The 21,877-nt window shown below is 68.6% G+C and carries 20 protein-coding genes; 12 read left to right on the forward strand and 8 right to left on the reverse strand.

The genetic code is table 11. From position 1 onward, the window contains the following. Nucleotides 1–106 precede the first annotated feature (106 nt). Both lepA and MHA02_RS10515 read left to right on the forward strand, forming a co-directional pair. Nucleotides 107–1,912, forward strand: coding sequence for a translation elongation factor 4 (lepA, locus tag MHA02_RS10510; protein ID WP_147078594.1), 1,806 nt, complete (start codon nucleotides 107–109; stop codon nucleotides 1,910–1,912). Between the two features lie 150 nt (nucleotides 1,913–2,062). Then, nucleotides 2,063–2,797: a hypothetical protein gene (locus MHA02_RS10515; protein ID WP_210245062.1), complete on the forward strand. Its 735-nt coding sequence runs from the start codon at nucleotides 2,063–2,065 to the stop codon at nucleotides 2,795–2,797. Here MHA02_RS10515 and MHA02_RS10520 read toward each other — a convergent pair. The 3 genes from MHA02_RS10520 to MHA02_RS10530 all read right to left on the reverse strand — a co-directional run bounded on the left by MHA02_RS10520 (nucleotide 2,784) and on the right by MHA02_RS10530 (nucleotide 5,412). Next, complete coding sequence (locus tag MHA02_RS10520) at nucleotides 2,784–4,172, reverse strand: ATP-binding protein (RefSeq protein ID WP_147078613.1); 1,389 nt, start codon at nucleotides 4,170–4,172, stop codon at nucleotides 2,784–2,786. The two genes, MHA02_RS10515 and MHA02_RS10520, sit on opposite strands and share 14 nt — an antisense overlap. Nucleotides 4,173–4,263: 91 nt before the next feature. Beyond that, nucleotides 4,264–4,935: a response regulator transcription factor gene (locus MHA02_RS10525; RefSeq protein ID WP_147078596.1), complete on the reverse strand. Its 672-nt coding sequence runs from the start codon at nucleotides 4,933–4,935 to the stop codon at nucleotides 4,264–4,266. 162 nt (nucleotides 4,936–5,097) lie between these two features. Then, nucleotides 5,098–5,412, reverse strand: a complete 315-nt coding sequence (locus MHA02_RS10530; RefSeq protein ID WP_147078597.1) for a PepSY domain-containing protein — start codon at nucleotides 5,410–5,412, stop codon at nucleotides 5,098–5,100. A 112-nt stretch (nucleotides 5,413–5,524) separates the two neighbouring features. Here MHA02_RS10530 and MHA02_RS10535 point away from each other — a divergent pair, with 112 nt between their 5' ends. Beyond that, nucleotides 5,525–5,800, forward strand: coding sequence for a PepSY domain-containing protein (locus tag MHA02_RS10535; protein WP_147078598.1), 276 nt, complete (start codon nucleotides 5,525–5,527; stop codon nucleotides 5,798–5,800). Nucleotides 5,801–6,086: 286 nt separating this feature from the next. Here MHA02_RS10535 and MHA02_RS10540 read toward each other — a convergent pair whose 3' ends face one another. After that, nucleotides 6,087–7,016 carry an alpha/beta hydrolase gene (locus MHA02_RS10540; RefSeq protein ID WP_147078599.1) on the reverse strand — a complete coding sequence of 310 codons (930 nt, stop codon included), beginning with the start codon at nucleotides 7,014–7,016 and terminating at the stop codon, nucleotides 6,087–6,089. 216 nt (nucleotides 7,017–7,232) lie between these two features. Beyond that, nucleotides 7,233–9,059 (reverse strand): translational GTPase TypA, encoded by a 1,827-nt coding sequence (typA, locus tag MHA02_RS10545; RefSeq protein WP_147078600.1) that lies wholly within the window; start codon nucleotides 9,057–9,059, stop codon nucleotides 7,233–7,235. Between the two features lie 329 nt (nucleotides 9,060–9,388). On the opposite strand from typA, the gene minC reads away from it, so the two are divergent. Continuing rightward, nucleotides 9,389–10,057, forward strand: coding sequence for a septum site-determining protein MinC (minC, locus tag MHA02_RS10550; RefSeq protein WP_238180370.1), 669 nt, complete (start codon nucleotides 9,389–9,391; stop codon nucleotides 10,055–10,057). A gap of 147 nt (nucleotides 10,058–10,204) precedes the next feature. On the opposite strand, the gene MHA02_RS10555 is transcribed toward minC, so the two are convergent. Beyond that, a complete protein-coding gene (locus MHA02_RS10555; protein WP_147078602.1) occupies nucleotides 10,205–10,579 on the reverse strand; it encodes a 4a-hydroxytetrahydrobiopterin dehydratase in 375 nt (124 codons plus the stop codon). Nucleotides 10,580–10,798: 219 nt separating this feature from the next. Here MHA02_RS10555 and MHA02_RS10560 point away from each other — a divergent pair, with 219 nt between their 5' ends. From MHA02_RS10560 to MHA02_RS10570, 3 genes are read left to right on the forward strand one after another with little or no spacing between them, the layout of a single operon-like run. Next, on the forward strand, nucleotides 10,799–11,785 hold the full coding sequence (locus tag MHA02_RS10560; RefSeq protein WP_147078603.1) for an ABC transporter substrate-binding protein: 987 nt from the start codon (nucleotides 10,799–10,801) through the stop codon (nucleotides 11,783–11,785). Nucleotides 11,786–11,817: 32 nt separating this feature from the next. Continuing rightward, nucleotides 11,818–12,552 carry an ABC transporter permease gene (locus tag MHA02_RS10565; RefSeq protein ID WP_147078604.1) on the forward strand — a complete coding sequence of 245 codons (735 nt, stop codon included), beginning with the start codon at nucleotides 11,818–11,820 and terminating at the stop codon, nucleotides 12,550–12,552. Then, nucleotides 12,533–13,303, forward strand: coding sequence for an ABC transporter ATP-binding protein (locus tag MHA02_RS10570; protein WP_147078605.1), 771 nt, complete (start codon nucleotides 12,533–12,535; stop codon nucleotides 13,301–13,303). The genes MHA02_RS10565 and MHA02_RS10570 overlap by 20 nt, the downstream gene beginning before the upstream one ends. A 202-nt stretch (nucleotides 13,304–13,505) precedes the next feature. On the opposite strand, the gene MHA02_RS10575 is transcribed toward MHA02_RS10570, so the two are convergent. Both MHA02_RS10575 and MHA02_RS10580 read right to left on the reverse strand, forming a co-directional pair. Next, on the reverse strand, nucleotides 13,506–14,363 hold the full coding sequence (locus MHA02_RS10575; protein WP_147078606.1) for a prephenate dehydratase: 858 nt from the start codon (nucleotides 14,361–14,363) through the stop codon (nucleotides 13,506–13,508). Nucleotides 14,364–14,495: 132 nt separating this feature from the next. After that, a complete protein-coding gene (locus MHA02_RS10580; protein WP_147078607.1) occupies nucleotides 14,496–15,239 on the reverse strand; it encodes a 3-deoxy-manno-octulosonate cytidylyltransferase in 744 nt (247 codons plus the stop codon). A gap of 285 nt (nucleotides 15,240–15,524) precedes the next feature. Here MHA02_RS10580 and MHA02_RS10585 point away from each other — a divergent pair, with 285 nt between their 5' ends. The 5 genes from MHA02_RS10585 to pyrF form a co-directional block, all read left to right on the forward strand. Beyond that, nucleotides 15,525–16,484 (forward strand): c-type cytochrome, encoded by a 960-nt coding sequence (locus MHA02_RS10585; RefSeq protein WP_147078608.1) that lies wholly within the window; start codon nucleotides 15,525–15,527, stop codon nucleotides 16,482–16,484. Between the two features lie 134 nt (nucleotides 16,485–16,618). Next, the gene (locus MHA02_RS10590; protein ID WP_147078609.1) at nucleotides 16,619–18,529 is read left to right on the forward strand and encodes an extracellular solute-binding protein; all 1,911 of its coding nucleotides are present in this window, start codon (nucleotides 16,619–16,621) and stop codon (nucleotides 18,527–18,529) included. Between the two features lie 179 nt (nucleotides 18,530–18,708). Then, nucleotides 18,709–20,523: an extracellular solute-binding protein gene (locus MHA02_RS10595; protein WP_147078614.1), complete on the forward strand. Its 1,815-nt coding sequence runs from the start codon at nucleotides 18,709–18,711 to the stop codon at nucleotides 20,521–20,523. A 96-nt stretch (nucleotides 20,524–20,619) separates the two neighbouring features. Continuing rightward, nucleotides 20,620–21,300 carry a uracil-DNA glycosylase family protein gene (locus MHA02_RS10600; protein WP_147078615.1) on the forward strand — a complete coding sequence of 227 codons (681 nt, stop codon included), beginning with the start codon at nucleotides 20,620–20,622 and terminating at the stop codon, nucleotides 21,298–21,300. 31 nt (nucleotides 21,301–21,331) lie between these two features. Then, on the forward strand, nucleotides 21,332–21,877 hold a 546-nt coding region (gene pyrF / locus MHA02_RS10605), incomplete at its 3' end, for an orotidine-5'-phosphate decarboxylase (protein ID WP_147078610.1).

Below are 21,877 nucleotides of genomic sequence, written 5' to 3' on the forward strand. Positions count from 1 at the left end.
CGCTGGAGCCTGCCGCTGCTATCTCCCGCGGCGCAAAGACTTCCCGCTTCAGACCTGCCGTGCGCCGCCAGCCCCTCGGACGGGCCGCCTCGCGCCGGGGACCATGATGACCACCGTACCCATCGACAACATCCGCAACTTCTCCATCGTCGCGCATATCGACCATGGCAAGTCGACGCTCGCCGACCGGCTGATCCAGACCACCGGCACGGTGGCGCTCCGCGACATGAGCGAGCAGCTGCTCGATTCCATGGACATCGAGAAGGAGCGCGGCATCACCATCAAGGCGCAGACGGTGCGCCTCGAGTACCGGGCGGAGGACGGCAAGGACTACATCCTCAACCTGATGGACACGCCCGGCCACGTCGACTTCGCCTACGAAGTGTCTCGGAGCCTCGCCGCGTGTGAAGGGTCCCTGCTGGTGGTCGACGCCTCGCAGGGCGTCGAGGCGCAGACGCTCGCCAACGTCTACCAGGCGCTCGACGCCAACCACGAGATCGTGCCCGTCCTCAACAAGGTCGACCTGCCTGCCGCTGAACCGGACCGGGTCAAGGAGCAGATCGAGGAGGTGATCGGCCTCGATGCCTCGAACGCCGTGCCGATCTCGGCCAAGACCGGCCTCAACATCGAGGCGGTCCTGGAGGCGATCGTCACGCGCCTCCCGCCGCCCAGGGGCGACCGCGATGCCCCACTGAAGGCGCTGCTCGTCGACAGCTGGTACGACGTCTATCTCGGCGTGGTCGTGCTCGTGCGCATCGTCGACGGCGTGCTCAAGAAGGGCATGAACATCCGCATGATGCGGGCCGACGCCGTGCACGGCGTCGACAAGATCGGCGTGTTCCGCCCCAAGATGCAGGATATCGGCGAGCTCGGTCCGGGCGAGGTCGGCTTCTTCACCGGCTCGATCAAGGAGGTCGCCGACACCCGCGTCGGCGACACGCTCACCGAAGACAAGCGGCAGTGCAAGCAGATGCTGCCGGGCTTCAAGGACGTCCAGTCCGTCGTCTTCTGCGGGCTCTTCCCCGTCGACGCCGCCGAGTTCGAGACGCTGCGCGGCGCCATGAGCAAGCTGCGCCTGAATGACGCCAGCTTCTCCTACGAGATGGAGACCAGCGCGGCCCTCGGCTTCGGCTTCCGCTGCGGCTTCCTCGGCCTGCTGCACCTCGAGATCATTCAGGAGCGGCTCGAGCGCGAGTTCAACCTCGACCTGATCTCGACGGCGCCGAGCGTGGTCTATCGCCTCGCGATGACCGACGGATCGACGAAGGAGCTGCACAACCCGGCCGACATGCCGGATGTGATGAAGATCGCCTCGATCAACGAGCCCTGGATCCGCGCCTCGATCCTGACGCCGGACGAGTATCTCGGCGGCGTGCTGAAGCTCTGCCAGGACCGGCGTGGCGCACAGGTCGACCTCAACTACGTCGGCAAGCGCGCCATGGTCGTCTACGACCTGCCGCTCAACGAGGTCGTGTTCGATTTCTACGACCGCCTGAAGTCGATCTCGAAGGGCTACGCCTCGTTCGACTACCACATCTCCGACTACCGCGAGGGCGACCTCGTGAAGATGTCGATCCTGGTCAACGCCGAGCCGGTCGACGCCCTCTCGATGCTGGTCCACCGCAGCCGCGCCGAGCATCGCGGCCGCGCCATGTGCGAGAAGCTGAAGGACCTGATCCCGCGCCACCTGTTCCAGATTCCGGTCCAGGCGGCGTTAGGGGGGAAGATCATCGCCCGCGAGACCATCAAGGCCCTCTCCAAGGACGTCACCGCCAAGTGCTACGGCGGCGACATCTCCCGCAAGCGCAAGCTTCTGGACAAGCAGAAGGAGGGCAAGAAGAAGATGCGCCAGTTCGGCCGCGTCGAGATCCCGCAGGAAGCCTTCATCGCCGCGCTCAAGATGGACGATTGAGTGGCGGCGTCCGGACGAATATAATGTCCGGCAGCCGGCCGGGGCGCGAAATTTGCACCCAGTGGTCGTCAACCCAATCGAAGGAGACTTCGATCCGTGCGCTTCACTCGGTTCGGTCGTTCGGGACGTGGGGCCGCCGTCGCCTGGGCGGTGATGATCACCGCATCCATCGCTGGCTTCGGGAGTTCGATCGCCGCCGCCGTCGCTGCGGATGAAATCGCGATCGCCACGATCACGGCCGGCCGCCTTTTCGTGCTCGGCACAACCAATGAGCCTCGCCAGCGCGTCGTCCTGGACGGCCGGTACGAGACCACGTCCGACGATGCCCGATCGTTTCAGTTCGAGCTCGTCTATCATCCGCCGACTTGCATCGTCGGCGCGACGATCGGGAACGAGACGCGTGAAGCCGTCGTCAGCAATTGCGGCCAGCAAGCCTCGAAGGATGATTCCGGCGTAGCGACCACTGTCGGCCGCCCGCGCGAAACTCAGGCAGCCGTGCAGGCGCCTTCAACGCTCTCGGCTTCGCTGCCGCTTCAAAACGAGCCCGTTGCGTCGGAGGTGAAAAGTTTTGCGGTGCTCCCCGCTCCCGAAACCCGGGAGCCGGAGGCGAAGCCGCCGGTCGCCGTGTCCGCGGTCGCGGAGCCGGCATCCGCTCCCCAGGCGATGGCGCGAGCACCCCGGCCACCGTCGCGACCGTCCGATGCCAGGCTCAAGGCCGCGATTGCGACCCGTGACGACCGGGCCAAACACCGCCCTGCTCCGACGAATTCGATCAAGGTGGCAGCCGAGAGCGGGGCCGAATCGGCAGATCCCAAACCGAAGCCGACGCCCAAGCCAAGCGCGCAGCGCCGCAAGCCGGCCCCTGCGAAGCCTAATGTGGAGTAGCTTCGCGTCCGGCGGTCCGCCTTTCGGCTGGTAAAGCCGATTGCCAGTCCAGCGTGACCCGCAAGCCGCCGAGCTCCGAGCGCGCCAGCGTTACCCGCGCCCCGGTCTCCTCGGCGATATCCGACGAGATCGCGAGCCCGAAGCCGGTGCCGGGCTTGGTTTCGTCCCAGCGGCGGCCGCGACTGACGCGGGCGATGGCCGTTTCTGTCATGCCGGGGCCGTCGTCTTCGATGACGAGGATGGACTCGGAGCCGTGCATCTCACCGGTGACGACGACGCGGCGGTGGGCCCATTTGCGGGCATTGTCCAATAGGTTGCCCAGCATCTCGGTGAGGTCGCCCTCGTCGCCGGGGTAGCTCAGCACGGCCGGGACGCTCGTCTCCCAGGACAGCGAATCCGCGTCCGGCAGCCGCCGCAGCGTCGCGACGAGGCGGTCGACCGCCGGAGCGACCGGGCAGGCGCGGCGTCGCAGGTTGCCCGACGCGGCGACCCGGGCCCGCACCAGCGCCCGTTCGACCTGCCGGCCCATGGCGAGGGCTTGGCCCTCGATCTCCGCCGAGAGCTCGGGCCGGTCGTCGGCGCTGCGGCGGGCGAGGGCCGTCAGCACCGCGAGCGGCGTCTTGAGGCCGTGGGCCATGTCGCCTGCCTGTGTCCGGGCACGCTGGAGGGCGCGCTCCTGCACGCCGATCAGCCGGTTGAGGTCGTCGACCAGCGGCTGCACCTCGTCCGGAAAGGTATTCGGCAGGGTGGTCCGGGAGCCGTCGTGGATGGCGCGCAGATCCGTCCGCAGCGTTCGGAAGGGCCTTAAAGCCCGCTGCACGAAGACCAGCATGGCGAGCGCCAGCACGAGGCCGAGGCCGGCCAAGGCCGGGACGATGAGGCCGAGGAAGGTGGTGCGGCTCGCCGCGAGGTCGCGACGATCCATCGCCACGGTGATCGTCAACGGCGTCTGCGCCCCCTCGCGGCCGATGGTGACGCGGCGGGCGACGGCGATCAGGCGCGTGCCCTCCGGTCCGGCGAGATCGACGGCGCGTGCATCGGAGGTCGCGGCCGGGAGGCTCTTGTCCCAGAGCGAGCGCGAGTGCAGGTCGCCCGCCCGGTCCGGACCATCGGGCGCGATCTGCCAGTAGAGGCCGCCATAGGGCGTGGCGAAGCGCGAATCGGCCGGCTCGGCGGCGAGGTGCAGGTGCCCGTCCTGGGCGCGCGAGACCTGCCCCGCCAGAAACTTCGCCGTGCGGTCGAGATCCTCGGCGGTGCGCGCGTCGAGCACGCGGTCGAAGATCACGACGAGGCCGGCCCCGGCGAGCCCGAGCGCCAGGGCTATCAGCCCTGCCGCGGCGACGCTGAGGCGGAGCCTGAGGGAGCGGAGTCTCATCATGCGCGCCTTCGGCCATGATTGGCCGAAGGCGACCACCGCATGAGCGGCGGCGCGCGGTCGCGCTTGCCGATGGTCACGACCATCGGGATCACGATGCCTCGGGCTCGGCCGGGATGATGTAGCCGTGGCCCCTGCGCGTTTCGATCAGAGGCACGCCGAGTTTGCGCCGCAGACGCGTCAGCAGCGCCTCGATGGCGTTGGCCTCGCGCTCCGTGCCGGAATCGTAGAGGTGGTCCAGGAGTTCGCCCGGGGGCACGACCTGTCCCTGCCGATGCAGCAGGAAGGCGAGCAGCCGGTATTCGAGCGCCGTCAGACTCATCGGCCGCCCCGCGACACCGACCTCGCGCGTGCGCGTGTCGAGCTCGACCGTTCCCGCCTTGAGCACGGGGGAGGCGTGGCCGGCGCTGCGGCGCAGGATGGCGCGCAGCCGCGCCACTAGCTCCTCCATCCGGAACGGCTTGACGAGGTAATCGTCGGCACCCGCATCGATGCCCTCCACCCGCTCGCGCCAACCGTCGCGGGCGGTGAGGATCAGCACCGGCAACGGCCTTTCCGTCGCGCGCAGCTTTTTCAGCACGCTCAGACCATCGAGGCGCGGCAGACCGAGATCGAGCACCATGGCGTCGTAGCTCTCGACCTCCGCCTGGAACCAGGCCTTCTCACCATCGCCCACCACGTCCGCGACGTAGCCGGCCCGCTCCAGGCCCTGCCGCACGTCCTCGGCGATGCGCGGCTCGTCCTCGACGATCAGGATGCGCATCGGAAGTGCTTTTCTCGAGGGGTCATCGAGGCTGGGGCCGCGATGACGGTCCGCCGCACGAGGACAAGGGTTCGCAGTCTGACGACGTGCGACCGTGGCGGCGCGCAGTCGCGCTTGCCGACGGCCGATCGCACGAAGGGTCGAGGCGGACGGCCATCGGAATCAGTCGTCATCGTCATCCTCCTGGCCCAGGATCGCCAGCGAACTCGCATCGACCTTGACTTCGCGGCGCTTGCCCTCGGCGGTGAGGATCTTGATCTCATAGAGCCAGCGCTCGTCCTTCCGCTTGAGCTCCAGGGCGACGACATCCCCGGGCACGGCTTTTCGCGCGGCCGCGAGGATCTCGTCCAGGGAGCGGATCTCGCCGCGCTCGACAGCTTGGCGCGCCTGCTCCTGGTCGTCCTTGGCCTGCACCGACAGGGAGACGCCGCCGGCGAGGGCGACGAGCAGCAGGGCGATGGCGTGGCGGCGGGACATCCGCGCGACACTACGAAACGGCGGCTGACGGAACGCTGACAGGCTGCGTCAGGCCGGCGGGCTCGGCGTCTGCAAAAAGGGGGGCATCCGCAACGAACCCAGGATCGTCCCCATGAAGACCTCTACCGCAGTCCTCGTCGCCCTCGGCCTCACCCTCGGTGCTGCCGCCCCGGCACTGGCCGACCAGCCCGGCAAGGACTGGATGCCGATCGACCAGGTGGTCAAGGCGCTGTCCCAGGCCGGCTATGCCGACATCCGCGAAGTCGAGGCCGACGACGGCCACTGGGAGGGCAAGGCGACGAAGGACGGCGGGCTGATCGCGTTCCACGCCGACGCGAAGACCGGCGCCATCACCAAGGAGAAGCCCGCCGACAAGGACGACGACTGAACCGCGCGCTCCGGCCGGCGTGCACCCGCACCCGGCCGGCCTCGTCCCGACCTGAAGGCACCAGAGCATGTCGATGATCGCGATCGCCGCCCTCACCATCGGCCTCGCCCTTGCGGGCAAGGTCCTCTGCCCGGATACTCGCGCCTGAACCTCAGGCCCGTCCCCCAGCGACAAGGAAGCCCGATGGCCCTCTTCACCTCCGCCCCGCTCACGCTCGGCCTCGCCCTGTTCGGCATGGCCTACCTGAACGATGCCGCCCTGCGCGTCCTGCGCCGCTGACCGGCCTTCACAATCCGTAAGCGAGATCGATCGCTGCCCGCGCGAGGAGACCGTCGCGGGGCCTGAGCGCATCCAACACCGAGAAGTGGTTGGCTTTCGCCACCGGTATCAGCGCGCCGGGGGCGTGCTGCGCGGCGCGGAAGGCGTGGAGTACCCGGGAATTCTCCACGAGCGGCGACAGCTCGGCCGTGCCGTAGGCCAGCGTCAGCGGCTTCTCGACGGCCGGCAGGCGTAGCGGCGACAGCGTCGCCACCTCGTCGTCGGTGAGCTTCAGCTTGTCGTTCAGGTAGGTGTCGCGTAGCGGCGCCAACTCGAAGACGCCGGAGATCGCGAGCCCGGCCCGCACGCTCGGATGCGCAAGGAGCCGCGCCGCGAGATGCCCGCCGGCCGACCAGCCCGACACGATCACCGGCCCCGCGATGCCGTGCTTCAGTCCCTCGCGGCCGAGCCAGTCGAGCGCCGCGATCAGCTCCGACACGATCTCGGTCAGCGTCGCATCCGGCGCCAGCGTGTAGCCGGGCAGCGCCGCCGCCATGCCCGCCTCGCGCACGCCGTCGGTGAGGCAGGCGAAGCTCTCGCGGGAACGCGACTGCCAGTAGCCGCCGTGGATGAAGACGAAGCAGGGCGCACCGGGGTTCTTCGCCGGGAACAGGTCCCAGCGGTTCCTCTCCCCTTTGCCGTAGGGGAGGTCGACGGTGTCCTTGTGCTGTCGCCGCAATTCGGCCGACGCCGCATTCCAGCGGTCGATCATGCCGGCGCCCTCGGGCACGGCGGCGGAATTGTTGTAGGCGGCGTCGCGCTCGGCCCGGTTCATCGTCGCCCAGTTGTCCGGGCCCTCGACGAGGTTCTGCGCAGTGCTTGGCCCCACGATCAGCCCTCCGCCGATCAGCGCGCCCGCGGTTCCGGCGAGCAGGGCGCGGCGATTGGGATCGGTCATGCGGGCTCCTGGCCGGACGGAATGCCTGCCTGATCCCAGGCGGGGTGCTCGGCTGTCAAGGAAGGAGCCTCGGATCGGCGGACGCCATAGCGAGCCGGGCATGGCGACGATCGACCGCTCAACGCGCCTGCCCGAACGCGAAACGGCCCGAGGCGGTGGCGCCCGGGCCGTTTCGTCGTGAAGGTTGTTCGAAGGTCGGGGTAACCCCCGGACGCCTTAGCCCGTCAGCGCTTCCTTCGAGCGCTCGAAGCGCTTGCGGTCGTTCGGATCGAGGTGGATCTTGCGCAGGCGGATCGACTTCGGCGTGACTTCCATCAGTTCGTCGTCCTGGATCCAGGCCAGCGACTTCTCCAGCGTCATCCGGATCGGCGGCGTCAGGCGCACGGCCTCGTCCTTCGAGGTGGTGCGGATGTTCGTCAGCTTCTTGCCCTTGAGCACGTTCACCTCGAGGTCGTTCTCGCGGTTGTGCTCGCCGACGATCATGCCCTGATAGACCTTGGCGCCGGGCTCGATCATCATCGGGCCGCGGTCTTCCAGGTTCCACATGGCGTAGGCCACGGCCTCGCCCTTGTCGTTCGAGATCAGCACGCCGTTGCGGCGGCCGGCAATCTCGCCCTTGAAGGGCTCGTAGGCCTTGAACAGGCGGTTCATGATCGCGGTGCCGCGGGTGTCCGTCATAAGCTCGCCCTGGTAGCCGATCAGGCCGCGGGTCGGAGCGTGGAAGACGAGGCGCAGGCGGTCGCCGCCCGAGGGCCGCATCTCGATCATCTCGGCCTTGCGCTCGGACATCTTCTGCACGACGACGCCGGAATACTCCTCGTCGACGTCGATCACGACCTCTTCGACCGGCTCCAGGATCTCGCCGGCCTCGTCCTTTTCCAGGACCACGCGCGGACGCGACACGGCCACCTCGAAGCCCTCGCGGCGCATGGTCTCGATCAGGATGGACAGCTGCAGCTCGCCGCGGCCGGACACATAAAAAGAATCCTTGTCGGCGGCTTCCTCGATCTTGAGCGTGACGTTGCCCTCGCCCTCCTTGAACAGGCGGTCGCGGATCATGCGGCTCGTGACCTTGTCGCCCTCGGTGCCGGCGAGCGGCGAATCGTTGACGATGAAGGACATGGTGACGGTGGGCGGATCGATCGGCTGGGCCTGGATCGGCTCGTTGACCTGCGGATCGCAGAAGGTGTCGGCCACGGTGCCCTTCACAAGGCCCGCGATGGAGACGATGTCGCCGGCCTCGCCGACGTCGATCGGTGCGCGCTCCAGGCCGCGGAAGGCCAGGATCTTCGAGACGCGGCCGGTCTCGACGAGCTTGCCCGTGCGGTCCATGACCTTGATCGACTGGTTCGGCTTCACCGTGCCCGAGGCGATACGCCCGGTGATGATGCGGCCGAGGAAGGGGTTGGCTTCGAGCAGCGTACCGAGCATCCGGAACGGACCCTCTTCGACGCGCGCCTGCGGCACGTGCTTGAGCACGAGCTCGAACAGCGGTGCGAGGCCTTCCTCCGGCGAGGATTCCGGCGAATCGCCCATCCAGCCGTTGCGGCCCGAACCGTAGAGGATCGGGAAGTCGAGCTGATCGTCGGTGGCGTCGAGCGCCGCGAACAGGTCGAACACCTCGTTGACGACCTCGGTGATGCGCGCGTCCGGCCGGTCGACCTTGTTGACGGCGACGATCGGCTTGAGGCCGATCTTCAGGGCCTTCGAGACCACGAACTTGGTCTGCGGCATCGGGCCTTCGGCCGCGTCCACCAGCACGATCACGCCGTCGACCATCGACAGGATGCGCTCGACCTCCCCGCCGAAATCGGCGTGGCCGGGGGTGTCGACGATGTTGATGCGGGTGTCCTTCCAGACGACCGAGGTCGCCTTGGCCAGGATCGTGATGCCACGCTCCTTTTCGAGGTCGTTCGAGTCCATCGCTCGTTCTTCGACGCGCTGGTTGTCGCGGAAGGTGCCCGACTGCTGCAGCAGCTTGTCGACGAGCGTGGTCTTGCCGTGGTCGACGTGGGCGATGATGGCGATGTTGCGCAGCTTCATCGGGAAATTGAGTCCGAAACGGGTCGAGCCCGACAAGGCGGGAGCCGCGTCATGCGGCCCTCGGCGTCGGGCGGGAAAGGCGTGATCGTGTCGCGCTGCAATAGAGACAGCCGCCGCATCCGGCAAGACACCGACGCGCATGCGTCGCCCGCACCCGGAAACGGGAGCTTCGGAAACGTGTTGACGAGGCGGCGGGACGCCGGGCGCGGCGTGCAACCTGCTATAAGGACGGGACGCTTTCTGTTTTTCGACGCTCAGCGGACACAGCCTTGACCGGCCCTGCCTCTCCCCGCCCGACGATCCGCTTCCGCGGCCGCTCGTTCCTCGCCATGGTGCTGGCGCCGGTGCCGCCGATCGCCCAGTGGTTGACGGAACTCGACGAACTCAAGCAGCGCGCGCCGGCCTTCCTCACGGTGCGCGCTATCATCCTCGACGTCACGGGCCTGAGCTTCGACCGCTCGGACCTCGCCGACCTCTGCGCGGCTCTGGCTCAGCGCAACATCACCATCCTCGGGATCGAGGGCATCGGCCCGACCTCCCTCGGACCGGGCTTTCCGCCGCCGTTGACGGGCGGCAAGGCGGCCGACGACGTCACCGTGCCGGAGGCGGGCGAGGCGCGGGCGGCCGCCGCCGAGCCTGCGGTGTCCACGGCCAAGCCGGGGGGACGGGTGCGCTCGCTGGTGCTCGATGCGCCGGTGCGCTCGGGGCAGGTGGTCCAGCATCTCGATGGCGACGTCACCGTGATCGGCTCGGTCGCCTCGGGCTCCGAGATCATCGCCGGCGGCTCGATCCACGTCTACGGCGCGCTGCGGGGCCGGGCCATCGCGGGAGCGACGGGGGATTCCAACGCCCGCATCCTCGCCCGCCGCTTCGAGCCCGAACTCATCGCCATCGACGGCCTCTACAAGACCGCCGACGATCTCGGCGAGCGGTTCTGGGGGCAGGCGGTGCAGGCTCGGCTCGACGGCGACACGATCGTGGTGGCGGCGGTGGATTGAGAGGCCGATGGCTCACCGTCATCCCGGGGCCGCGCAGCGGAACCCGGGATTCACGACCGAGCGCGACGACCAGCGCAGCATCACGGGTGGGTTCCGGGTTCTCGCCGTCGGCGAGCCCCGGAATGACGGTCGAGGGCCTAAATCGCCCTACTTGTCGTACTTGATGTACGCGAAGCGCGGGTCGTCCGGCGTGCCGGACAGCGGGCTGCTCTCGTCCAGGCCGGGCTGCCACGTCACCACCTCCTCGATCTTCTTTGCCAGGGCGAAGTCGGACTCGGTGATGCCCTTGGCCGCGTGGTTCATCAGCCGGACCTCGACCCAGGCGTAGGACGCCGTCAGATCGGGGTGGTGGAACGCGGCTTCGGCGAGGTGGCCGACGGTGTTGATGACCATCAGGGTGCCCTTCCAGCCCGCCGTCTTGTAGGTCCGCCGGATCCAGCCCTCCTCCAGCCGCCAGGTCGGCAGCTCGCTCTTCAGCCGCGCCTCGACCTGCGCCTCGTCGAAGACCGTCGCCTTGGCCATGTTCGTCGCTCCCGTGATCTGTCGAAGGCTCGTCCCCCGAAAGCCTGCGCCGAGTTCCGACAGGGTGCAAGCGTCTCCACCCTCCGGGATTTGCCGCAGACCGGAGCCCGTCTCCGCTGTGGACGCGGGGGGGGCAAAACCTTATCTGAAACGCAAGAGATTGCGTCCGGCACGCGGTGCCGGATGGTCGATCCTCGAGAGCTCAGGGAGATGGCGCCCATGCTGTCACGGCGCGGACTGCTCGCGACAGCGGCCCTCTGGCCCCTGCCGGCGATCCTGCCCGCTCGCGCGGCGTCCGAGACGATCAAGCTCGGCGTGCTCCCCTTCGGCACCGCGGCCTGGGAGGCGGCGGTCATCAAGGCGCGGGGGCTCGACACGGCGAACGGCTTCACCCTGGAGACCGTCAAGCTCGCCGGCAACGATGCCGCCCGCATCGCTTTCCAGGGCCGGCAGCTCGACACCATCATCGGCGACCTGATCTGGGCGGCACGGCTGCGCAGCGAGGGGCGCGGCGTGAAGTTCCTGCCGTATTCCACAACGGAGGGCGCCGTGATGGTGCCCGCCGACAGCCCGATCAGAGGGCTCAAGGACCTCTCCGGCAAGCGCCTCGGCGTGGCGGGCGGCGCCCTCGACAAGAGCTGGGTGCTCCTGAAGGCGCAGGGCCGCGAGACCGGCGACATCGACCTCGAGAACACCGCCAAGCTCGCTTTCGGCGCGCCGCCGCTGCTGGCGCAGAAACTGGAGACCGGCGAACTCGATGCGGCCCTGCTCTACTGGCAATATTGCGCGCGGCTCGAGGCCAAGGGCTTCAAGCGGCTGATCAGCGCCGACGACGTGATGCGCGCCTTCGGGGCCAAGGGCGCGGTCTCGCTGATCGGCTACCTGTTCGAGGGCGAGACCGTGGCGCAGCGCCCCGACGCGGTGCAGGGCTTCGCCCGCGCCTCCCGCGCCGCCAAGGACATCCTCGCCAGCGATCCCGAGGCCTGGAACGCGGTGCGGCCGCTGATGGCGGCCGAGGACGATGCGACGTTCGAGGCCCTCAAGCGCCAGTTCCTGGCCGGCATTCCGCGCCGGACGATCGAGGTCGAGCGCGTCGACGGTGAACACATTTTCGCGACGCTGGTGCGAACCGGGGGCGAACAGCTCGTCGGCACGGCCAAGGCTCTGCCGCCGAACCTCTATCTCGATGCGGCCGGCAATGGTTGAGCCGGCTGGCTTCCGGAGCCACTGACGCGCGAATGGCTCTCCTCGCGCGTCTTGCTTCCCTCGTCGTGCTGCTGGTGCTGTGGCAGGCCGTGTCGGTCTATGCCGACGTGCGCACGCTGCCCTCGCCCGCCGCCGTCGCCGCCTTCATCGGGCGCGAAGCGCAGAAGGGCGACCTGTTCTTCAACGTCGGCATCACCCTGATGCGGGTGGCGATCTCGTTCGTCATCGCGATGAGTCTCGGCTGCCTGCTCGGCATCGTGCTCGGCCGGTCCAAATGGGCCGACCAGGTTCTCGATACACCGCTGCTGGTGATCCTCAACACGCCGGCCCTCGTCATCACCGTCCTCGCCTATGTCTGGCTCGGGCTGACCGAGACCGCGGCGATCGTCGCGGTGGCGTTGAACAAGCTGCCGAACGTCGCGGTGATCATGCGCGAAGGCGCCCGCGGGCTCGATCCGGGGCTGGAGGAGATGGCGGCGAGCTACCGCTTCGACCGGCGCACCTGGATCGGCAACGTGCTGATCCCGCAGCTGCAGCCCTTCGTGATCGCGGCGGCGCGCTCCGGCATCTCGCTCGCCTGGAAGATCGTGCTGGTGGTCGAGCTGATTGGCCGGCCGAACGGCGTGGGCTTCGCCATCAACTACTATTTCCAGCTCTTCGACGTTACCGCGGTGATCGGCTACAGCCTCGTCTTCATGACCGTGATGCTCGCGATCGACACTCTGATCCTCCAGCCGATCGATGCCCATGTCCGCCGCTGGCGCTGAGATCCTCGCGCCGCGGCCCGAGGTCGAGCCGCTGCTGCGCGTCGCCATCACGAAAAAGGTCTATCGCCGCGCCGGGACCGAACCGGTCGAGGCGGTGCGCGACCTCGCCTTCGAGGTCGGCCCGAGGGAAATCACCTGCCTGATCGGCCCCTCGGGCGCCGGCAAGACCACGACCCTGCGCATCCTACTCGGCCTCGATGCCGAGTACGAGGGCACCGTCCTGCCCGATCCGGCCGAGGCCGGCATCGCCATGGTCTTTCAGGACCCGCGGCTGCTTCCCTGGCGCAGCGTCGAGCAGAACGTCCGCCTCGCGCTCCCGCGCCCCAAACGCGAAAAGAACCTCGACGCGCTGTTCGATGCCCTCGGGCTGGCGCCATGGCGCTCGCGCTATCCCGGCGCGCTCTCGCTCGGGATGCAGCGGCGCGTCTCGCTCGCCCGCGCGTTGGCGCAGGAGCCGCGCATCCTCGTCCTCGACGAGCCCTTCGTCTCGCTGGACGATGCGGCGGCGGCGGGCCTGCGCGCCCTCGTCGTGGAGGCGGTGGCGCGCTTCGGCACCAGCGTGCTGATGGTCACCCACAACGTCGACGAGGCCATCGAGATCGCCGACCGGCTGCTGCTGCTGTCGGGCCGGCCCGCCAGTCTTGTCGCCGAGGTTCCGCTCGACACGCCGCGCGTCGAGCGCTCGCGCAGTTGGGCCGAGGCGACGCGGCGGGGGTTGGCGGGGCGGTTCCCGAGCGTGATCGCGGATTGATCGTCAAGCCGCTCGAGCAAACCGCTTTCGCGCAGCGATTAAATGACCGGGGCACTCAAGACTTGGCAATACCAGTCATTGCGAGCCGGAGGCGAAGCAATCCAGTGCCACAGGCTCGACGGTCGGCGCGTTGGCCCTGGACTGCTTCGCTACGCTCGCAATGACAGAGTTTGTGCTGACTGCGGACGTGCGCTCCGAACAATTACTCCGCCGCCACCCGCGTCGTCTCGCGGAACGGGTGGGCCGGGTACGTCCCGACGATCCGGAGTTCGCGCGAAAAGTAGCGGAGCTCGTCGAAGGCCCGCAGCAGCGACGGGTCGTTCGGGTGGCCGTCGACCTCGGCGTAGAACTGCGTCGCGGTGAACCGGCCCTCGACCATGTAGCTTTCGAGCTTGGTCATGTTGACGCCGTTCGTGGCGAAGCCGCCGAGCGCCTTGTAGAGCGCGGCCGGGATGTTGCGGACGCGGAAAACGAAGCTCGTCACGCTCTCCGTCCCGTGCGGCACGGCCGGGCCGGGCTCGGGCGAGAACACGACGAAACGCGTGGTGTTGTGGGTCTCGTCCTCGACGTCCTCTTCGAGGATGTCGAGCCCGTAGACCTTGGCCGCGAGCCCGGGCGCGAGGGCCGCCCGGCTCGGATCGCGGGCTTCGGCGATCTCGCGGGCGGCTCCCGCCGTATCGCCTGCCACCACGGCTTTCAGGCCGAGGCGCCGGATGATGCGGCGGCATTGGCCGAGCGCATGGATGTGGCTGTGCACGCTCGTGAGCTGATCGATGCGGGCGCCCGGCAGCGCCATCAGTTGAAAATGGATCGGCAGGAAGTGCTCGGCGATGATGTGCAGCGGCGAGGTCGGGATCAGGTGGTGGATGTCGGCGACGCGGCCGGCGATCGAGTTCTCGATCGGGATCATCGCCAGCGCTGCCCGGCCCTCGGTCACCGCCGCGAAGGCGTCCTCGAAGGTGGGGCAGGGCAGCGAGGACCAGTCCGGATAGGCCTGCGCGCAGATGATGTGCGAGTTGGCGCCCGGCTCGCCCTGATAGGCGATGGTGTTTTCGGTCATTGTTTCGGACTTTCTTGTGTTGTCCTCGACCGAAGACGATCGAGGACATCGGCCGCATAAGCGGCGGCGCGCATTCGCGCTTGCCGACGGCCTATCGCAGAAGAGGTCATGGTCGGCGGCCGTCGGACGGGGTCAGTTCAAGCGCCGGCGCGCCATCAGGGCGCGGGCGCGGTCGAGGTCGGCCTGGGTGTCGACGCCGAGCGGCAGGTCGTCGACGATCATCGCGTCGATGCGCATGCCGGCCTCCAGTGCGCGGAGCTGCTCCAGCTTCTCGCGCTGCTCCAGCTCGCCCTGCGGCAAGGCGACGAACCGAGTCAGCGCCTTCCGGCGATAGGCGTAGAGGCCGATATGGTGAAAGAGCGGGCCGTCGCCCCAGGGGGCGCGGGACCGGCTGAAATACAGCGCCCGCAGGCGGCCGGGGCCGACATGATGGCCGACGAGCTTGACCACGTTCGGGTTCTCCGCCTCGTCCGCACGCGTGATCACGGCGCAGAGGGTGGCGATGTCGACAGAGGGGTCGGAGAGCGGCGGCAGCACGGCGCCGATGACGGCCGGATCGATCGTCGGCAGGTCGCCCTGGACGTTGACGACGACATCGTGCCGGCCCTCCGGATCGATTGTCTCCAGGGCCTCGGCGAGCCGGTCGGACCCGCTGGCATGGTCGAGGCTGGTCATCACCGCGAGGCCGCCCTGCGCCTCGATGAGGGTGACGATCTCGGCCGTGTCGGTGGCGACGACCACGGGGCCGATGCCCGCCTCCACGGCGCGGCGCCAGACATGCACGATCATCGGCTCGCCGGCGATCTCGGCCAGCGGCTTGTTCGGCAGGCGCGTCGCGGCAAGCCGTGCGGGAATCAGGACGAGGGGATCGGACATGTTTCGGAGCGGACGCGCGAGCACGGCTGGCGGGAGGCCGGTGCTTACCAGGGGCGGCGGCCGTTGTCATGAAAGCGCTCGGCGTGCCGGCAGCGTCGGGTGGACGACGTCCGCAGTGCGATCATTCGCTAAAAACCCGTGATGCGACCACGCGCGGCGTGCGCGGCCATTGTCAGAAACGGGGCCGAGCGGCTAAGCACCTTCGAAAACCTCCAAAGTCCGGCGGCGCTTGCGTCGGGCGCTATGTAGCCCGGGTCCGAGACCCTGCGCGGGGAGCCGTCGAGAATGAACTCTTTCGAGTTGAACAAGGTCGCGGGCGCCGTGCTCGGGACCCTGCTGTTCGCGTTTGGGACGGGCTTTCTCGCGGAACTGATCTACACGCCGAAACCCGCCGGCAATGCGGGCTATGCCCTGCCCGGCGGCTCCGAGGGCGGGGAGCACGGCGCTGCCGCGCCGGCCGGTGGCGGCGAGACGGCCGCGCCGAAGGGCGAGGGCATCGCGGCGCTGCTCGCCAGCGCCGATGCCGAGAAGGGCAAGGCCGGCACCAAGGCCTGCCAGGCCTGCCACAGCTTCGAGAAGGGCGGCCCGAACAAGGTCGGTCCGGACCTCTGGGAGGTCGTCGGCCGCAAGAAGGGCTCGCACGAGGGCTTCGGCTATTCCGAGGCCATGAAGGCCAAGGGCGGCGAGTGGGGCTACGAGGAGCTCGACCACTTCCTGACGAAGCCCAGCGAGTACGTGAAGGGCACCAAGATGTCCTACCAGGGCATCTCCGCGGCACCCGAGCGCGCCAACGTCATCGCCTATCTGCGCACGCTCGCCGATACTCCGAAGCCGCTGCCGGCCGCGGAGAAGAAGGAAGAGCCCAAGAAGGACGACGCCAAGCCCGCCGAAGGCGACAAGAAGGCCGAGGGCGAGAAGAAGCCCGACGCAAAGGCGGTCGAGCCCGAGAAGAAGGCGGAAGAGGCCAAGCCTGTAGAGGGCGAGAAGAAAGCCGAAGGCGAGAAGAAGCCTGACGCTAAAGCTACCGAGCCCGCGAAGGCCGAAGAGGCCAAGCCATCAGAAGCCAAGCCGGCCGAAAAGGCTGCCGAGCCGGAGCAGAAGCCCGTGGAGGCTAAGCCCGACGGTGACAAGAAGGCGGAGGACGCGAAGCCTGCGGAGTCCGAGAAGAAGGCCGAGGACACCAAGCCCGCAGAGGGCGACAAGCCGGCCGAGAAGCCCACCGAGGAGAAGCCGGCCCAGCCGTAACGGCCGATACGCGACGCCGCCGAGGCTTCCGTCCTGCGCGCACGCGCCGGATTGGCCTCCGAGCGGCGTCCGTCCTAGAACGGCCCCCGATCCTCGCAGCGACCCTGCCGCGGGATCCGGGAGACCGCCTCAACGTGACAGCCTACGCCGCGATCGGACGCCGCAGTTTCCTCGCCGGAGCTCTGGCCATAGCTGCCGCCCGCAACGCCGTTGCGCAGGGAGGCGCCGATCCGGCTCAGGTCTCCGCGCAGGAAGCGCCCGGCACCTGGCGTCACGCCCTCACGCTGCTCGGCGATCCGAAGTATCCGCCGGACTTCAAGCATTTCGAATACGCCGACCCCGCTGCGCCGAAGGGGGGGCTGGTACGCCTCGGGGCGCAGGGCGGCTTCGACAACCTCAACTTCATCGTCAACGGCCTCAAGGGCGACCTCGAGGGCGGGATCACCCAGATCTACGAGACGCTGATGGAGGACTCGACCGACGAGCCGTTCTCCTCCTACGGCCAGATCGCCGAGGGCGTGCGAATCGCCGAGGACGGAAAGTCCGTCACCTATCGGCTGCGACCGCAGGCCAAGTGGCACGACGGCCAGCCGCTCACCGTCGAGGACGTGATCTGGTCCTTCGACACGCTGAAGGCCAACAGCCCGTTCTACGCCGCCTATTACCAGAGCGTCTCGAAGGCCGAGAAGACGGCCGAGCGCGAGGTCACCTTCCGCTTCGACGAGGCCGGCAACCGCGAGCTACCGCAGGTGCTCGGCCAGATGCAGGTGCTTCCGAAGCACTGGTGGACCGGGAAGGACGCGCAGGGCAAGCCGCGCGACGCCACTCAGACCACCCTGGAGATCCCCCTCGGCTCCGGCCCCTATCGCCTCGCCAAGATCGATGCCGGCCGCAGCGCCGTCTACGAGCGCGTCGACGATTACTGGGGCAAGGACCTGCCCGTGAACGTCGGTCGCAACAACTTCCAGACTGTGCGCTTCGAGTACTTTCGCGATGGCTCGGTGCTGCTGGAGGCGCTGAAGGGCGATCTGTACGACTTCCGCACCGAGAACATCGCCCGCAACTGGGCCACCGCCTACGACGACTTCCCCGCCGTGAAGGAAGGCCGGCTGATCAAGGAGGAGTTTCCGGGCCGCGGCACCGGCATCATGCAGGCCTTCGTGTTCAACCTGCGCCGGGACAAGTTCAAGGACGAGCGCGTGCGCCGGGCCTTCAACCTCGCGATGAACTTCGAGGAGATGAACCGGCAGCTCTTCTACGGGCTCTACAGCCGGATCGATTCCTACTTCTTCGGCTCGGAGTTGGCCGCCGGCCCGGGCCTGCCGGAGGGCGCCGAGAAAGCCTTGCTCGAAGGGCTCAAGGACAAGATTCCGGCCGGCGTCTTCACCGAGCGCTACAAGAACCCGGTCAACGACACCCCCGAAGCCGTGCGCACCAATCTCCGCGAAGCCGTAAAACTGCTGCGCGAGGCCGGCTACGAGCTCAAGGGCGGCCAGATGGTTAACAAGGCCAGCGGCGAACCGCTTACCGTCGAGTTCCTGGAATTCCAGAACGTCTTCGAGCGGGTGATCCTGCCCTTCGCCGCGCAGCTGAAGCTCATCGGTATCCAGAGCTCGATCCGAGTGATCGACCAGGCCCAATACCAGAACCGGATGCGCGGCTACGAGTTCGACATCACCACCTCGAACTGGCCGGAATCGCTCTCGCCCGGCAACGAGCAGCGCGAGTTCTGGGGGGCCGCCGCCGCCGACAAGCCGGGTACGCGCAACATCGCTGGCATCAAGGACCCGGCCGTCGACGCGCTGATCGAGAAGCTGATCTACTCCACCGACCGCGAGAGCCAGATCGCTGCGACCCGCGCCCTCGACCGGGTGCTGCTCGCCCACAACTATGTCCTGCCGCAATGGTCCTCGCCGGTGACGCGGACGATCCACTGGAACCGGTTCTCGCGGCCGAAGGTGCTGCCGAAATACGGCGGCTCGGGCTTCCCGACGACGTGGTGGTACGACGAGGGGCTCGCTGCGAAGACAGGGGCGCCGCGTTGAGCAAGGAGCCCAGCCAGCACGTCCCCGTCATTGCGAGCGAAGCGAAGCAATCCAGGGTCAACGGGCTGACGTCGCGGGTGTGGCCCTGGATTGCTTCGCCTCCGGCTCGCAATGACGGGGGGCTGCAGCCGAGCCGGCGTGGCCTCGTGATCGGGGCCGGCGCATTCGCAGCGGCCGGCATGCTGCCGATGCGCGCCCGCGCGGACGACGCACCGCGTGTCGCGCACGGCCTCTCCAGCTTCGGTGACCTGAAATACCCGGCCGATTTCCGAGCCTTCGACTACGTGAACCCGGAGGCCCCGCGCGGCGGCGGCTTCTCGGCGCAGATCACGCAGACCTTCGGCAACCAGGCCTTCGACACCTTCGACACCCTCAACGCCTACGTCTTCCGCGGCAACGGCGCGGCGGGCATGAACCTGACCTTCGACACGCTGATGGTGCGGGCGCTCGATGAGCCGGACGCGCTCTACGGCCTCGTGGCGCGGGCCGTCGAGATCAGCTCGGACGGCCTGACCTATCGCTTCTTCCTGCGCCCGCAGGCGCGTTTCCACGACGGCACCCGGCTGACGGCGAAGGACGCGGCCTTCTCGCTGTCGATCCTGAAGGAGAAGGGCCACCCGACGATCTCCCAGGTGATCCGCGACATGGCGGAGGCCACGGCCGAGAACGACGAGACGCTGGTGGTGCGCTTCACCGCCGGCCGCAGCCGGGATCTGCCGCTGGTCGTGGCGCAGCTGCCGATCTTTTCCGCAGCCTATTTCGGCGGTCGCGATTTCGAGGAGCCGACGCTGAAGGCGCCGCTCGGCTCCGGCCCGTACCGGGTCGGGCGCATGGAGATCGGCCGCTTCATCGAGCACGAGCGCGTTCCGGACTATTGGGCGGCCGATCTGCCGGTGGCGATCGGCCAGAACAACTTCGACCGGATCCGGTACGAGTATTTTCGTGATCGGCAGGTGGCGTTCGAAGCCTTCAAGGGCGGTGCCTTCACCTATCGCCAGGAATACACCGCTCGGATCTGGGCGAACGGCTACGACTTTCCGGCCGTGCGCGAGGGCCGTGTGAAGCGCGACACGCTGCCGGACCTGTCGCCGCCCAACATCCAGGGCTGGTACTTCAACAGCCGCCGGGAGGCCTTCAGGGATCCGCGCATCCGCGAGGCGATCGGGCTGTGCTTCGATTTCCCCTGGACAAACCGTTCGGCGATGTTCGGGGCCTATACCCGCACGAGCTCTTACTTCGAGAAGACCGACCTGATGGCCAACGGGCCACCTTCGGCCGAGGAACTGGCCCTGCTCGAACCGCTGCACGAAAAGTTGCCGGCGCTTTGGGTGAAGGACGTCTTCGGCGAGCCGTTCACGCTGCCGGCGGCCGATGGGACCGGTCAGGATCGCACGCTGCTGGCGCGCGCCGTCGCTCTGCTGAAGGAGGCCGGCTGCACCCGCGAGGGCGGCACCATCCGGTTGCCGAGCGGCAAGCCGCTGGAATTCGAGTTCCTGGACAACGACTCCGTGTTCGAGCCGGTGGTTCAGCCCTTCATCAAGAATCTCGGTCTGATCGGCATCAAGGCCAACCAGCGCGTGGTCGATGCCTCGCAATATCAGGCTCGGATGCGCGACTTCGATTTCGATGTCGCCTCCCGGGCCTCGGGGGCAGACCCGACGCCGGGGCCCGAGATCCGCGAGGCGTTCGGCTCGCGTTCGGCCGGCATCCCCGGCTCGAACAACCTCGCCGGCATCGACGACCCGGCGGTCGACGCGCTGCTGGACAAGATTGCCGCCGCCGCTTCCCGCGCGGAGCTGACCATCGCCTGCCGCGCCCTCGACCGCGTGCTGCGCGCCGGGCGCTACTGGATCCCGATGTGGTATTCTCCGAACCACCGGCTCGCGGTCTGGGACGTGTTCGGCCGACCGGAAAAGCCCCCGCAATACGCCCTCGGTGCGCCGGGTCTGTGGTGGTTCGACGAGGACAAGGCCAAGCGGATCGGGCGCAACTGATGGTGTAGGACGGTCGGCGGCCGCGGGCGTGTCGTGCGACAGCGGCGGCCGCGAGAGACGGTGGCCGCGCCTGACGGCACGACCCATCTCCCGCTGATGGCCCCAGCCCGCCCGTCATTCGAAACCACCGCCGCCCGCTTGCGTGCCTGCCGGATCTGCCGGGACGCGCCGCTCTACGGCGCGCCGCTGCCGCAGGAGCCGCTACCGATCGTGCAGGGCTCGGGCGGTGCCCGGCTCTGCATCGCGAGCCAGGCGCCGGGCAATCGGGCGCATCGCTCCGGCGTGCCGTTCATGGATCCGTCGGGCGTGCGGCTGCGCGACTGGCTCGGCCTTGGCGAACCGGACTTTTACGACGCCCGGCGCGTCGCTATCGTGCCGATGGGCGCGTGCTTCCCCGGTCTCGACGCCAAGGGCGGCGACCGGCCGCCGCGGCGCGAATGCGCCGAACGCTGGCGCGCGGAACTCTTCGCCGGGCTGCCCCGGCTGGAACTGATCCTGGTGATTGGGCAATACGCGCAGGGCTGGCACCTCGGCCGTATGGAGGGCGGTCTGACCGAGACCGTGCGGCGCTGGCGCGAGATCCTGTCGGAGCCCCGCACGCCCCGCATCCTGCCGCTGCCCCATCCCTCCTGGCGCAACAACGGCTGGCTCAAGCGCGAGCCGTGGTTCGAGGCGGAGCTCCTGCCGGTGTTGAAGGCCGAGGTGGCTCGGGTGATGGGCACACCCCGAGAACCGGCCACGGCGCGCGCGGCATTGACAGCGTCCGCTACCCGGTGATGGTGCCGCCACCTTTCCACCGGGACCGCCGATGCAAGACCCCCGCGACCGCCTGATCGTCGCCCTTGACCTCCCCGACGTGAATGAGGCGGAGGCGCTGGTGGAGCGCATCGGCGATGCCGCGACGTTCTACAAGATCGGCTACCGGCTCGGGTACGCGGGCGGCCTCGATTTCGCCGCGCGGCTCGCCCGGCGCGGTTTGAAGACGTTCCTCGATCTGAAGCTTCACGACATCGGCAATACCGTGGAGGAGGGGGTGCGCTCGCTCGGCGGCCTCGGTGCGACGTTCCTCACGGTGCATGCCTATCCGCAGACCATGCGCGCCGCCGTCCGCGGTGCTTCCGGAAGCGGTCTGAACATCCTCGCCGTGACCGTGCTGACCTCCTACGACGAGGCCGATGCGCGTGAGGCCGGCTATGCGCTGCCGGTGGCCGATCTCGTCGCGCAGCGATCGCGACAGGCGGCGGAGGCGGGAATCGACGGCATCGTCTGCAGCGCGGTCGAGGCGGTCGCGGTGCGCGCGGTCATCGGCCCGGACAGGCTCGTGGTGACGCCGGGCATCCGACCGGCGGGAGCC

Source organism: Methylobacterium haplocladii (assembly GCF_007992175.1).
GTDB lineage: Bacteria > Pseudomonadota > Alphaproteobacteria > Rhizobiales > Beijerinckiaceae > Methylobacterium > Methylobacterium haplocladii.